Raw genomic sequence first — 12869 nt, 5'->3', positions numbered from 1 at the left:
AGTAGATTATTACCGTAACGGAAAGCCTTTTGCTGCCCACCACGGATGAATTTCAATCTGCAACCTTCCGGCTTGCACCATAGGATCAAGGTTCGCCAGACTATCTGCCATCTGTTGTGTTGGAGTATTATAAATTGTAATTCCGCGGATTTCTCCATCGTCACCAAAAGGCCCCGAAATATCCGCGTAGCCCAACTCATACATTCTGCCTAAGTGTTCTAAATGTAGGTTCTGAAGACTGTCTGCAACATCTTTTGGCTGATCCCGATTAGGACCACTTTTTAAAAATGCGATAAAATACTGCTGCATAATCACAGTATCTCTAGTCTTCTCATCAACATAATTCATCGTCAGATACCCCGCTTCTTTAAGTTCTGCTTGTAGTTCATAAACCGTTTTGCTATTTTCTTTCTTCAACACAGGAACCTCTTTTTCGGCTTCCTTTTCCTTACACGCCCATAACAGAAGGCTCAAAAGTCCTATTTTAACCATAATTTTTACTTCCATAATACAAACGGATTTTTACTGAGTTGCGAGTTGTAATAACGTGGATCTCCTGTTACCTCTTCCCCTAACCAGTCTGGTTTATTAAAATCTTCGGTAGCTGACTGCAGTTCAATCTCCGCCAGATACAAGCCTTGGTTTTCTTCAAAAAACTCGTCTACCTCAAAGGTGTGCTGCCTCGCTTTCACGAGAAATCTCACTTTAGAAATAACTCCCGGTTCGCATAATTTGAGCAGGGCTTCGGCCTCTTCCCTACTTATCTCCTTTTCCCACTCAAATCGCGTGGTTCCTGTGTCATCTGATTTCCCTTTAATAGTTAAAAAACCCGAGTCGTCTTTAATACGCACGCGCACGGCACGCTCAGGATTACTGTTGAGATAACCTTGTTTTATCACGTGCTCACGGAATGCTTCCGCCTTAAAAGCATCAGTTTTGACTAAAAATTTTCGTTCGATTTCAAGCATTATCAGCTATTTTTTGAATTTCATCTGAAGTGATTCGGGCGTTTTCATAGGAATTGAAACTTAAATAGAGCATCGTTTTCACTAAAGCTTCCGGTTTGATACTTCTAAATTTTTTCAGCGGGCCAATCAAAAACGGATTGAGTACCTTAAAGACCATAATTCCTATTTTTTCTGAGGTTCGTTTTTCCTCTCGCTCTGCAGCTAGCAATGCCGGTTCTAACAAATACGTGTTATTTGGTTTTTCGGCTAAAACATCACGCTCCATCTCACCTTTTGTTTTGTTATAAAACACCCTACTTTCAGGATCTGCCCCCAAGGCCGAAATCACAACCAAGCGCTCGATACCATTGGCTACGCAAAGTTTTGCCGCCGCCAGCGGAATTCCGTAGTCGATCTTTTTGTAGGTTTCTTTATCGCTGGTTTTAGATTGCGTAGTGCCTACACAGCAAAAAACCACATCTGCCTTAAACCTATCTTGATGTTTGTCTAACTCAAACATATCAACAATATGCTCTTCTAATTTAGGGTGCTGCAAACCCGATTTACGGCGATGAAAACTGATTACCTTTTCAAAACGATCATCATCAAAAAGATGTCTCGCAAGTAGCGTACCTGTAACGCCGGTAATACCGAGAATGAGTGCTGTTTTTTTCAAAGTCTGTATCTAAATATGAGTATACAAGGTACAATTTGATTTTATAATCGCACAAGTATCAAATGGTCGCGCAGTTTGGCTGAAGTTTTGTAGTTAAATTTGCAGAATTGATGGAAGAACCTCCTAAAAGTAGAAAGATCATACACGTTGATATGGACGCGTTTTACGCTTCTGTAGAGCAATTGGACAACCCCGATTTGCGCGGAAAGCCTGTTGCTGTTGGCGGCGGCTCTGAACGCGGAGTAGTAAGTGCTGCAAGCTATGAGGCGCGTATATTTGGTGTTCGTAGTGCGATGGCCGGTGCGCTGGCTCGTAAACTTTGCCCTGATCTTATTTTTGTAAAAACGCGTTTTGATCGCTATCGTGAGATCAGCGGACAAATTCGAGAGGTGTTTCACGAATATACAGACCTTGTAGAACCGCTTTCCCTCGATGAGGCTTATCTGGATGTCACCGAGAACAAAAAGGGAAATCCCAGCGCCACGTTGATCGCAAAAGAAATCCGTGCTAAAATCAAAGAGAAGACCGGACTCAATGCTTCCGCAGGAATTTCTATCAACAAATTTATTGCTAAAGTTGCCAGTGATGTAAACAAACCCAACGGACAAAAAACGGTCAATCCAGAAGAAGTGCTTCCGTTTTTAGAGGCTTTAGACATCAGAAAGTTTTATGGTGTAGGTAAGGTTACCGCCGAAAAAATGTATCAACTGGGTATTTTTACAGGAAATGACCTAAAAAGCAAAAGTCTAGAATTTTTACAGGAGAAATTCGGTAAGAGTGGAAACCACTATTACAATGTGGTGCGTGGTATTCACCTGAGCGAAGTGAAACCGCATCGCATTAGAAAATCTTTAGGTGCAGAGCGTACCTTTAGCGAGAATATTTCTTCGGAAATTTTTATGCTTGAACGCCTGGAGAATATCGCTGAAGAAATAGAACGCCGACTCAAAAAATCTAATGTTGCCGGCAAAACAGTGACGCTCAAAATAAAATACAGCGATTTTACGCTGAAAACCCGAAGCAAAACACTTCAATATTACATCAGGTCTAAAGAAGTGATCTACGAGACCGCAAAAGAACTTCTGTATCAGGAAAAGATGGAAAACAGCGTGCGCTTATTAGGTATAACGCTAGCCAATTTAAATACCGAAGATAAACGCGAGAAACCCGCTGAAAAAAAGGAAATCGCAGTACAACTCAAGTTTGAATTTTAGCCAGCGGCACCAATAAAAAAGCTCTTTCCGATCAGGAAAGAGCTTTGAATTTTTAAGAGATTAGGAGTAATTAATTTCCTTGAATCTCACGTACTCTAAGCGTGTTTACCATACCTTTTTCGCTGATAGGCATCGCCGCAAGGCTAATGACCATATCACCTACGTTGAGGTAACCGCTGTCGCGAGCGATACGGTTTACATCACGCACAGTTTCGTCGGTTGAAACAAACTTATCGTAATAAAATGCTTTAACACCCCAAAGTAAATTAAGCTGACTTAAAATATTTCGGTTTGAGGTAAAGACTAAAATATGCGCATTAGGCCTCCACGCTGAAATTTGAAATGCAGTATAACCACTGTTAGTAAGTGTGGTAATGGCTTTAGCATCAATATCATTTGCCATAAGCGCCGCGTGATAACAAATAGATTTTGTGATGTAGCGCTTGGTACGAATGTGAGGTGGATTCTGAGGTACTTTGATCAATGGTGAATCTTCAACCTTAGCTAAGATAGAAGCCATACGCTCAATAACCTGAACAGGATATTTACCTACAGAGGTTTCTCCACTCAACATTACCGCATCTGCACCGTCCATAACAGAGTTTGCAACGTCATTCACCTCAGCACGCGTAGGCGTAAGGCTGTCGATCATTGTTTCCATCATTTGTGTTGCGATGATTACCGGAATACGTGCTTTTTTAGCAGCAAGTACCAATTGCTTTTGAATAAGCGGAACTTCCTCAGCAGGAACTTCCACACCAAGATCACCACGCGCAACCATAAGACCATCACTATAAGCTACGATCTTATCTATATTTTTTACTGCCTCTGGCTTTTCGATCTTAGAAATGATAGGGATTTTATGCTCAGAGTGTTCTTTAATTAAATCCTGAAGCTGAATTAGATCACCTTCGTGACGCACAAAAGAAAGGGCGATCCAGTCAACCTTTTGATTGATCGCAAAAATGGCATCTTCGACATCTTTTTCTGTAAGTGCAGGAAGCGAAATATTAGTATTAGGAAGGTTTACCCCTTTTCTTGACTTTAAAGGTCCGCCTTGAATTACGACAGTCTCAACTTCGTTTTCATTATCTGTCTTTAAAACCTCAAAGATCAATTTACCGTCGTCCAGAAGTATGCGCTCTCCCTTATTTACATCGCGAGGAAAGTGCTGATAGTTCATATAAACACGCTCCTTAGTGCCCTCAAATTCTTCTTTTGTTGAAAAGATAATTTTGTCTCCCGGGTTAACTACAACTTCATCTTTCATAATCCCAACTCGCAATTTGGGACCTTGTAAATCTGCTAATATTGCTGTGTTATAACCAAACTCTTCGCTAAGGCTGCGTATCATATCTATACGCTCTTTTACCGCATCATAGTCGGCGTGAGAAAAGTTAATTCTAAAAACATCTACACCTGCTTTGATCATATTGTGAAGGACTTCCTTCTTACTGGTAGCAGGACCTAGTGTAGCAACAATTTTAGTTTTCTTTGTGTTTGACATTATTCAAAAATTAAATTTTGTTTAGATTTTAACGCGCTTACCTCAACCTCGTAAGCGGTAATTATTTGTGGTATTTGATTCAAGTGAGCAAGCAATTTTAATCTGGGAGACTTGCCGTTGTCACTCTCTATTTTTAAAAGATAATCTGCATTTTTAACTTCTGGAATCAAGTTAACTGTTTTGTAGTGCTCTGACTCAGAATCTGCAAACAAATCGCTGGTTACCAAGCGTTGTGCTTGTTTTAATTTATATTTATTAGCTATCAAAGTAAAGGTTTGATAGTTTTTTTGATCATCATATTTAAACGAGGCAAAGCTATATTTTAGTTTTTTGATGTAAAAGTCAACGTCTTTTGAACTTTTTAAGCGTAAGCCCGCATATTTATTAGCCATAAAAGCAAGCCTATAATCTTCTAAAGAACAGTGTATTGCTATTAAGCTAAAGTCAAAATCAAACGCATCATCTAGCAAAAGTTTGAGGGCAGCCATACTCTTAAATAAGCGTTAAATATAATCAAACTATAAGAGATATAATAGGCTTAGGCTTTATCTAAATGTAAAAATGACTAGTAGTAGCCTGCCATTTTAGTTAAAGCGATGCACATCTATTTTATTTTGAAACACATAGTAGGCGCGCTTTGCCGCTTTTTCTTCAGCTTTCTTTTTTGAAGTTGCTCTGGCTTTCGCCACTTGCTTCTCATCTATTGACAACCGCACCGAAAAATGACGTACTACATCCTGACCAGTGTCTTCATACGTATCAAAATCAAAACTGTGCTTTTCTTTCTGACACCATTCAATAAGTAAGCTTTTATAACTTATAACACGGCCTTCTAACTTTTCAATATCAACATAAGGGTCTATCACTCGTTTATTGATAAACTTTTTAGCATAATTATAGCCTTTATCTTGATATATAGCTCCGACGAGCGCTTCAAAAAGATTCCCGTGAATGTTGGCTCCAAAATTCTCTTTAGGAATAGCCGATTTCACCAAGCCTAATAGTCCGAGATCCCGACCTAATTCATTAAGATGCTCTCTACTTACTACTTTAGAGCGCATTTTTGTCAAATAGCCTTCATCGCCTTTGCCCACTTCATCAAATAAATAGGCGGCAATCACAGCACCCAGCATCGCATCGCCTAAAAATTCTAACCGCTCATAATTAAAGGCATTGCCTTTATCATCTTGAAGCGCCATAGACCTATGGGTAAATGCTTCTTCATAATGCCTTAGCGTATTTGGTTTAAAACCTATGATTTTTTTGACGGTAACAAAAAAATTCCCGCCCTTTTCAGGACGGGAAGTAAATATGTTGCGAATTACACTCATCTGAGATTATTCGCTATACTTTTTAAATAAGACACAAGCGTTGTGACCTCCAAATCCAAAAGTATTGCTCATCGCCACATTAACCTCGCGCTTTTGTGCTTTATTAAGCGTAAGGTTTAAAGAACTATCAATGTTCTCATCAACAGTCGTATGATTGATGGTTGGTGGTACAAGACCATGCTCCATCGCAAGGATTGAAGCAATCGCTTCAATAGCTCCTGCTGCACCTAAAAGATGTCCCGTCATTGACTTTGTTGAATTGATATTGATGTCCTTAGCGTGCTCTCCAAATACTTTGGTAATCGCTTTAAGCTCGGCCACATCTCCCAGTGGAGTTGACGTACCGTGAGTGTTTATGGCATCTACCTCTTCCGGTTTGATGTTTGCGTCACGTAAGCAATTAAGCATTACGCGCTCTACACCTATTCCGTCAGGGTGCGGTGCGGTCATGTGATGTGCATCACTAGACATTCCGCCTCCTACGACCTCGGCATAAATTTTGGCGCCACGTGCTTTTGCGTGCTCATATTCTTCAAGAATAAGCGCACCGGCACCTTCACCTAAAACAAAACCGTCTCGTGTAGCGTCAAAGGGTCTTGAAGCGGTTGCGGGATCTTCATTACGGGTCGAAAGGGCATGCATTGCATTAAAACCACCCATACCCGCTTTTGTTACCGCTGCTTCACTACCTCCTGTTACAATGATATCACAATGCCCTAAACGTATGTAGTTTAGTGCATCTATCAATGCATTGGCAGATGACGCACATGCAGAAACCGTGGTATAATTTGGCCCCATAAATCCATGTTTGATCGAGATGTTACCCGGGGCAATATCTGCGATCATTTTTGGAATAAAGAAGGGATTAAATCTAGGAGTACCATCACCTTCGGCAAAGTTTATTACTTCGTCCTGAAAAGTCTCTAGGCCGCCGATACCGGCTCCCCAAATCACACCAACTCTAAATTTATCTACGACATCAAGATCTATTCCTGCATCCTTAATCGCTTGATCAGAAGACACTAATGCATATTGTGCAAAACGGTCTAACTTTCGAGCTTCTTTTCGGTCAAAATAGTCCTGAGCGTTAAAATTTTTGAGCTCACAAGCGAATTTGGTTTTAAACTTTTCTGTGTCAAAATAAGTAATAGGAGCACAGCCGCTTTTACCTGTACTCAACCCTTCCCAATATTCTTCAATATTGTTCCCGATTGGCGTAAGCGCACCAAGACCTGTTACTACAACTCGCTTTAACTCCATATGGTAATTTGCTTTCTTCTTACTTTGCTTCTTCTATGTAGGAAATAGCTTGACCTACAGTCGCGATATTTTCTGCCTGGTCGTCTGGAATCTGAATATCAAATTCTTTTTCAAACTCCATAATAAGCTCAACTGTATCTAACGAGTCTGCTCCTAGGTCGTTTGTGAAGCTAGCTTCTGCAACAACCTCGTTCTCATCAACGCCAAGTTTATCTACGATGATGGCTTTTACTCTTGATGCAATGTCTGACATAATATTTAATTTTAAATTTTAATTAGGAGGCAAAAATAGCAAACTTTACCGTTTTACCACATTACCTATCTAAAATGTGTCGTTAATTTAAACATTTCCTCCTGAACATAAAACGCAAACTGCACTTTTAAAACAATAATAATGCGTTGTTTTGTAGTCTCGCAACACCTATAATATATGAAACGAATCATAATTTTTGCTTCTGGAAGCGGCTCTAACGCACAACGAATAACAGAGTTTTTTCAAGACCGAAAAGATGCGCAAGTTGTTCAGATTTTAAGTAATAAAAGCACTGCAAAAGTTCTTGAACGGGCAAATAATCTTAAAATTAGTGCCTTCAGTTTTAACCGAAGCGCCTTTTATGAGACAGATCAAGTTTTAAATCTTATTAAAGCTACACAGCCCGATCTGATCGTATTGGCCGGGTTTTTATGGTTGTTCCCTAAAAATATTATCGCAGCCTACCCCGGCAAGATCATAAATATTCATCCGGCACTGCTGCCTGCTTATGGCGGAAAAGGCATGTATGGGGCGAACGTACATCAAGCTGTGGTAGCGGCCGGCGAAAAAGAATCTGGCATCACTATTCATGAAGTGACTGCTGAGTATGATAAAGGAGCGGTCATCTTTCAGGCTAAAACTCAATTAGAGCCTGAGGAGACCGCAGCTAGTCTGGCAGCAAAAATTCACGAACTGGAATACGAGCACTTTCCGCGTGTGATCGCAGAGATTCTAGAAAACCAATAACTGCATAGCGTTGAAGGGATTTCCGCCTTCGCGGAAATGAAAGAGATTAATTATTTATGGCGAAGAAAGAGAAATTTTATGTGGTCTGGCAAGGCAAAAAGCCCGGCATTTACACCTCTTGGAAAGACTGCAAAGCAATGATTGATGGGTTTGCAGGGGCACAATACAAATCTTTCCCAACCTTTCCTGAAGCTAAAGCTGCTTATAATAAAGACTACAAAGACGTAAAAGGTTCTGCTAAAAAGAAAAAAACGCTCACTGCCGAAGAAAAAGCTAAATATGGCGAACCTAATTTATATTCGATTGCTGTTGATGCAGCAAGCTCCGGCAATCCCGGCATAATGGAATATCGTGGTGTAGACACCCAAACCGGCAAGCAACTCTTTCATCAAGGTCCGTTTAAACAAGGCACTAACAATATAGGAGAGTTTCTTGCGCTCGTACACGGTCTTGCGCTACTCAAACAAAAAAACAGCGACCGCATTATTTATTCAGATTCGCGTATTGCCATTGGCTGGGTAAAAAAGAAAAAATGCAATACCAAACTCTCAGAAAATTCAAAGAATAAAGATGTGTACGATCTGGTACGTCGTGCCGAAAACTGGCTTCAAAACAACACTTATAAGACGGTAATTGTCAAATGGGAAACGAAAGCCTGGGGCGAAATTCCGGCTGATTTTGGCAGAAAATAAAAAACCTAAGACCCTATTCGTAATAGCATCAACATATTACGCGTTCTACTTTTAAGGCAAAAGCGCACCGTAAGTTTAGAAACACTCTAACGACCATAGTTTAAAATTGCATTATCAAAACTGTATATTTGCATAAAATTTTTGGATGCATAAACTGGTAATTGTAGGCACGTGTGCCTTTGATGAAATTGAATCTCCGTTTGGAAAAACCGGAAAAATTCTTGGTGGAGCCGGAACCTTCATCGGTCTAGCCGCCTCTAATTTTGAGGTTGACCAAGCGATCGTTTCTGTTGTAGGATCAGATTTTCCTCAGGAATATATTGACCTGCTTAAAAATAGAGGTATCAATATGGAAGGACTTGAAGTTGTAAAAGACGGCAAAACCTTCTTCTGGAAAGGCCGCTACCACAACGATCTGAATTCTAGAGATACGCTTATTACAGAGCTAAATACTTTGGCCGACTTTAATCCGGTAGTTCCTGAAGCTTATAAAAATGCTGAAATTGTTATGCTGGGTAACTTACACCCGCTCGTTCAGCTTTCTGTATTAGATCAAATGAACAAAAAACCTAAGCTTGCCATTTTAGACACTATGAACTTCTGGATGGATAGCGCTCTTGAAGATCTTAAAAAAGTGATTGCTCGTGTAGATGTGATCACAATAAATGATGAAGAAGCGCGCCAGCTAAGTGGAGAGTATTCTTTAGTGACTGCAGCACAAAAAATCTCAGCAATGGGACCTCGCTTTGTGGTTATAAAAAAGGGAGAACACGGCGCATTGCTTTTTGAAAAGGATAAAATTTTCTTTGCTCCGGCTTTGCCGCTTGAAGAAGTTTTTGACCCTACAGGCGCGGGCGACACCTTTGCCGGCGGTTTTGCCGGTTATTTAACCAGTACCGGAGACCTTTCTTTTGAAAATATGAAAAGAGCAATCATACACGGTTCTAACCTCGCATCGTTTTGCGTAGAGAAATTTGGAACCGAGCGTATGCAAAATTTAAAACCCGAAGAAATCGAAAAGCGTTTGCTGAAATTTAAAGCCTTAACGCAATTTAATTTAGACCTATAAAACAACGCGCGCCCTCTTCTTAACCAGAAGGGGGCGCAAACATTTAAACAAGCTATGAGTGACGCAATAAAGCACGAATGCGGAATTTCAGTAATACGTCTTTTAAAACCCCTAGAGTATTATAAAGAAAAATATGGCACTGCATTTTATGGTGTAAATAAAATGTACCTAATGATGGAAAAACAGCACAACCGTGGTCAGGATGGTGCAGGTTTTGCCAGCATTAAACTAGATATGGAACCCGGAGAGCGCTATATAAGTAGACAGCGCTCTATCGCGCAACAGCCTATTCAAGATATTTTTGCGCAAATAAATTCGAGAATCAATCAGGTTTTGTTAGAAAACCCCGAGTATGCAGACGATGTTGCTTTGCAAAAAAGACACGTTCCATATGTGGGCGAACTGCTTTTAGGTCACGTGCGCTATGGTACTTTTGGTAAAAATAGTGTGGAGAGTGTTCACCCATTTTTACGTCAAAACAACTGGATGCATCGTAACCTTATCGTTGCCGGTAACTTCAATATGACTAATGTTTTTAAGCTTTTCAATAAGCTTGTAGAGCTCGGTCAGCACCCTAAAGAGAAAGCAGATACCATCACCGTGATGGAAAAGATAGGCCATTTTCTCGATGACGCGGTAGCTAAGATTTATAAGAAATTAAAAAAAGAAGGTTTCTCTAAATTTGAAGCTTCTCCTCAAATTGCAGAACGTCTTAACATTGCAAAAATCCTGAAGAAAGCTTCAAAAGAATGGGATGGTGGTTATGCGATGGCAGGTCTTTTAGGTCATGGCGATGCCTTTGTATTGAGAGATCCTTCAGGGATTCGCCCGGCGTATTATTATAAAGACGACGAGGTTGTTGTAGTTGCCAGTGAGCGCCCGGTGATTCAGACTGTTTTTAATGCGAAATTTGAAGATGTAAAGGAGCTTGATCCCGGTCACGCAATGATCATTAAAAAGAGTGGGAAAACTTCTATTGAAAAGATTCAGGAGCCGCACGAGCGTAAAGCTTGCTCTTTTGAACGCATCTATTTTTCGAGAGGTAGCGATGCCGAAATTTACCAAGAACGAAAAGAATTAGGTAGATTATTGATGCCTGAAGTGCTTAAGCATATTGATCACGACACGCAGAACAGTGTGTTTAGTTATATTCCTAATACTGCCGAAACTTCATTCTACGGAATGGTCGAAGCAGCTCAAGCCGAATTAGATAAGCAGAAAGCAGCAGAAATTTTAGAGCGCAGAAACGAATTAGACAAGCAAGGGCTTGAAGCGATTCTGTCTAAAAAATTGCGTACCGAAAAAATCGCAATAAAAGACGTAAAACTACGCACCTTTATAACAGAAGACAGCAGTAGAGACGATCTTGTAGCACACGTATATGACGTGACTTATGGTGTGGTTAAAGAGTCTGACAATCTTGTAATTATTGACGACAGTATCGTACGCGGAACTACACTTAAAAAGAGTATTATAAAAATGCTTTCTCGTCTAAATCCTAAGAAGATTGTAGTGGTTTCTTCTGCGCCGCAAATTCGTTATCCTGATTGCTACGGAATTGATATGGCTAAACTTCAAGACTTCATTGCCTTTAGAGCTGCTATTGATTTGCTCAAAGAAAATGGTAAAGAAGAGATCATCAATCAGGTTTATGAGAAATGTGTAAGTCAGGTTGATTTTGAAGATGTAGATGTAATTAACTATGTCAAAGAAATTTATGAACCCTTTACAGATGAAGAAATTTCTAATAAAATTGCTGAGCTTTTAAAAGATGAAACCATCGCTCCAGAGGTTAGCGTGATTTATCAAAAAGTAAGCGATTTGCATAAGGCGTGTCCTAAGAATTTGGGTGACTGGTACTTTACAGGAGATTACCCTACCGTAGGAGGAAATCGTGTGGTAAACCGTGCTTTTATCAATTATGTAGAAGGAAATTTAAAGAGAGCGTATTAAACAGGCGCTTTAACTAATAATTCAGCACTTTATCTAAAAGATTTGGTTGCACCCCGCAACATATAATATTTTAGTGACTGCCATAACATAAGTAGGTTAAGTTCATGGTAGATTTGGTGCAAATAAAAAAGGTGGATTTTTTCCACCTTTTTTATTTGCACCAAATCGGGGTGGCGAGCATCAATCTAAATAATAGAATACCTAAACTAGCGGAAAACAATTCTTACTCTAGTAGTACTAAACCTACGCTGCGAGCCGTTTTTACTCCTTGCGATTTTCCACCTTTTTAGGGTGGCGAGCTATCATCTGAATAAAAGAATTCCTAAACAAACTGAAAACAATTCTTGCTCCTGCAATGTCAAATCTGCGCTGCGAATCGTTTACACTCCTTGAGTTTTTCCACCTTTTTTTGGCACCATCAAAGGGTTTAATACTCTGTCCCGTTAACTATCGGGATGCCTCAAAATTGAAAATTTATTTAAAAAATAAACAGGAATATATCTTGATGGTACCAATAAAAAAAGCCCGGATCAACCGGGCTTTTCATCAGAAACTTAGTACTTCTTATTTATTTTGTGCGTATCTGCTAGAAACTTCTTTCCAGTTGATTACGTTAAAAAACGCATCAATATATGCAGGACGCTGGTTTTGATACTTTAAGTAGTATGCGTGTTCCCAAACATCAATACCTAAAATTGGAGTACCTCCGCAACCTACTTCAGGCATTAGCGGATTGTCTTGATTAGGAGTTGAGCAAACCTCTACTTTTCCACCTTCGTGAACACAAAGCCAAGCCCATCCTGAACCAAATTGAGTACCTGCTGCACTACTGAATTTATCTTTGAACGCTTCAAAAGAACCAAAAGCAGCATCAATAGCTTCTGCTAATTCTCCTGTAGGCTCTCCCCCTCCGTCTGGAGACATTACTTCCCAAAACAGGCTGTGGTTATAAAAACCACCTCCGTTATTGCGCACTGCGCTGTTGGTCATATCAAGATTTATTAGGATATTCTCTATAGTTTTTCCTTCTAAATCAGTTCCTTCGATTGCTGCATTTAATTTGCTTGTATATCCAGCATGATGCTTGTCATGATGAATTTCCATAGTTTTTGAATCAATATGCGGCTCTAAAGCATCTTTCGCATATTTTAATTCTGGAAGTTGAAAAGACATATTTTAATATTTTTTCGTTAATAGAATAGTTGATAATCAAAGATAAG

The 12869-nt window shown here is 39.8% G+C and carries 14 protein-coding genes; 5 read left to right on the top strand and 9 right to left on the bottom strand.

What is annotated here, in order from left to right; translation table 11 throughout:
• Positions 1–9: 9 nt before the first annotated feature.
• Genes BUA96_RS05080 through BUA96_RS05070 form a run of 3 tightly spaced genes read right to left on the bottom strand, consistent with a single transcriptional unit; the run spans position 10 to position 1623 of the window.
• Positions 10–507, bottom strand: a complete 498-nt coding sequence (locus tag BUA96_RS05080) for a YciI family protein (protein WP_072981037.1) — start codon at positions 505–507, stop codon at positions 10–12.
• The gene (locus tag BUA96_RS05075; protein WP_072981036.1) at positions 498–968 is read right to left on the bottom strand and encodes a CYTH domain-containing protein; all 471 of its coding nucleotides are present in this window, start codon (positions 966–968) and stop codon (positions 498–500) included. The genes BUA96_RS05080 and BUA96_RS05075 overlap by 10 nt, the downstream gene beginning before the upstream one ends.
• On the bottom strand, positions 961–1623 hold the full coding sequence (locus tag BUA96_RS05070) for an NAD(P)H-binding protein (protein WP_072981035.1): 663 nt from the start codon (positions 1621–1623) through the stop codon (positions 961–963). The genes BUA96_RS05075 and BUA96_RS05070 overlap by 8 nt, the downstream gene beginning before the upstream one ends.
• Before the next feature lie 110 nt (positions 1624–1733).
• On the opposite strand from BUA96_RS05070, the gene dinB reads away from it, so the two are divergent.
• Positions 1734–2837 carry a DNA polymerase IV gene (dinB, locus tag BUA96_RS05065; protein ID WP_072981034.1) on the top strand — a complete coding sequence of 368 codons (1104 nt, stop codon included), beginning with the start codon at positions 1734–1736 and terminating at the stop codon, positions 2835–2837.
• Between the two features lie 70 nt (positions 2838–2907).
• Here dinB and pyk read toward each other — a convergent pair whose 3' ends face one another.
• The 5 genes from pyk to BUA96_RS05040 all read right to left on the bottom strand — a co-directional run bounded on the left by pyk (position 2908) and on the right by BUA96_RS05040 (position 7188).
• Positions 2908–4344, bottom strand: a complete 1437-nt coding sequence (gene pyk / locus BUA96_RS05060; RefSeq protein WP_072981033.1) for a pyruvate kinase — start codon at positions 4342–4344, stop codon at positions 2908–2910.
• Positions 4344–4832 carry an IPExxxVDY family protein gene (locus tag BUA96_RS05055; protein WP_072981032.1) on the bottom strand — a complete coding sequence of 163 codons (489 nt, stop codon included), beginning with the start codon at positions 4830–4832 and terminating at the stop codon, positions 4344–4346. The genes pyk and BUA96_RS05055 overlap by 1 nt, the downstream gene beginning before the upstream one ends.
• A gap of 96 nt (positions 4833–4928) precedes the next feature.
• Positions 4929–5675, bottom strand: a complete 747-nt coding sequence (gene rnc / locus BUA96_RS05050; RefSeq protein WP_072981031.1) for a ribonuclease III — start codon at positions 5673–5675, stop codon at positions 4929–4931.
• 6 nt (positions 5676–5681) lie between these two features.
• Positions 5682–6935, bottom strand: a complete 1254-nt coding sequence (fabF, locus tag BUA96_RS05045; RefSeq protein WP_072981030.1) for a beta-ketoacyl-ACP synthase II — start codon at positions 6933–6935, stop codon at positions 5682–5684.
• A gap of 19 nt (positions 6936–6954) precedes the next feature.
• Positions 6955–7188: an acyl carrier protein gene (locus BUA96_RS05040; protein ID WP_009778413.1), complete on the bottom strand. Its 234-nt coding sequence runs from the start codon at positions 7186–7188 to the stop codon at positions 6955–6957.
• A gap of 177 nt (positions 7189–7365) precedes the next feature.
• Between BUA96_RS05040 and purN the strand changes: the two genes are divergently transcribed.
• From purN to BUA96_RS05020, 4 genes are all read left to right on the top strand, one after another.
• Positions 7366–7935, top strand: a complete 570-nt coding sequence (purN, locus tag BUA96_RS05035) for a phosphoribosylglycinamide formyltransferase (RefSeq protein WP_072981029.1) — start codon at positions 7366–7368, stop codon at positions 7933–7935.
• A 56-nt stretch (positions 7936–7991) separates the two neighbouring features.
• Positions 7992–8627, top strand: a complete 636-nt coding sequence (locus tag BUA96_RS05030; protein WP_072981028.1) for a ribonuclease H1 domain-containing protein — start codon at positions 7992–7994, stop codon at positions 8625–8627.
• 145 nt (positions 8628–8772) lie between these two features.
• Entirely contained in the window at positions 8773–9696 is a 924-nt protein-coding gene (locus BUA96_RS05025) for a PfkB family carbohydrate kinase (RefSeq protein WP_072981027.1), read from the top strand.
• A gap of 54 nt (positions 9697–9750) precedes the next feature.
• The gene (locus BUA96_RS05020) at positions 9751–11649 is read left to right on the top strand and encodes an amidophosphoribosyltransferase (RefSeq protein WP_072981026.1); all 1899 of its coding nucleotides are present in this window, start codon (positions 9751–9753) and stop codon (positions 11647–11649) included.
• Positions 11650–12213: 564 nt separating this feature from the next.
• On the opposite strand, the gene BUA96_RS05010 is transcribed toward BUA96_RS05020, so the two are convergent.
• Positions 12214–12822, bottom strand: a complete 609-nt coding sequence (locus BUA96_RS05010) for a superoxide dismutase (RefSeq protein WP_072981024.1) — start codon at positions 12820–12822, stop codon at positions 12214–12216.
• Between the last annotated feature and the right edge of the window lie 47 nt (positions 12823–12869).

This window comes from Leeuwenhoekiella palythoae, from assembly GCF_900130045.1.
Taxonomy (GTDB): Bacteria; Bacteroidota; Bacteroidia; order Flavobacteriales; family Flavobacteriaceae; genus Leeuwenhoekiella; species Leeuwenhoekiella palythoae.
The sequence above is the reverse complement of the archived record's forward strand: the minus strand, read 5'-3'. Positions and strand labels throughout refer to the sequence as shown.

Excerpts from the sequence above, each read along its gene's own strand:
- BUA96_RS05080 (WP_072981037.1), bottom strand. The coding sequence starts at position 507 with ATGGAAGTAAAAATTATGGTTAAAATAGGACTTTTGAGCCTTCTGTTA.
- BUA96_RS05075 (WP_072981036.1), bottom strand. The coding sequence starts at position 968 with ATGCTTGAAATCGAACGAAAATTTTTAGTCAAAACTGATGCTTTTAAG.
- dinB (WP_072981034.1), top strand. The coding sequence starts at position 1,734 with ATGGAAGAACCTCCTAAAAGTAGAAAGATCATACACGTTGATATGGAC.
- pyk (WP_072981033.1), bottom strand. The coding sequence starts at position 4,344 with ATGTCAAACACAAAGAAAACTAAAATTGTTGCTACACTAGGTCCTGCT.
- BUA96_RS05055 (WP_072981032.1), bottom strand. The coding sequence starts at position 4,832 with ATGGCTGCCCTCAAACTTTTGCTAGATGATGCGTTTGATTTTGACTTT.
- rnc (WP_072981031.1), bottom strand. The coding sequence starts at position 5,675 with ATGAGTGTAATTCGCAACATATTTACTTCCCGTCCTGAAAAGGGCGGG.
- fabF (WP_072981030.1), bottom strand. The coding sequence starts at position 6,935 with ATGGAGTTAAAGCGAGTTGTAGTAACAGGTCTTGGTGCGCTTACGCCA.
- BUA96_RS05040 (WP_009778413.1), bottom strand. The coding sequence starts at position 7,188 with ATGTCAGACATTGCATCAAGAGTAAAAGCCATCATCGTAGATAAACTT.
- purN (WP_072981029.1), top strand. The coding sequence starts at position 7,366 with ATGAAACGAATCATAATTTTTGCTTCTGGAAGCGGCTCTAACGCACAA.
- BUA96_RS05030 (WP_072981028.1), top strand. The coding sequence starts at position 7,992 with ATGGCGAAGAAAGAGAAATTTTATGTGGTCTGGCAAGGCAAAAAGCCC.
- BUA96_RS05025 (WP_072981027.1), top strand. The coding sequence starts at position 8,773 with ATGCATAAACTGGTAATTGTAGGCACGTGTGCCTTTGATGAAATTGAA.
- BUA96_RS05020 (WP_072981026.1), top strand. The coding sequence starts at position 9,751 with ATGAGTGACGCAATAAAGCACGAATGCGGAATTTCAGTAATACGTCTT.
- BUA96_RS05010 (WP_072981024.1), bottom strand. The coding sequence starts at position 12,822 with ATGTCTTTTCAACTTCCAGAATTAAAATATGCGAAAGATGCTTTAGAG.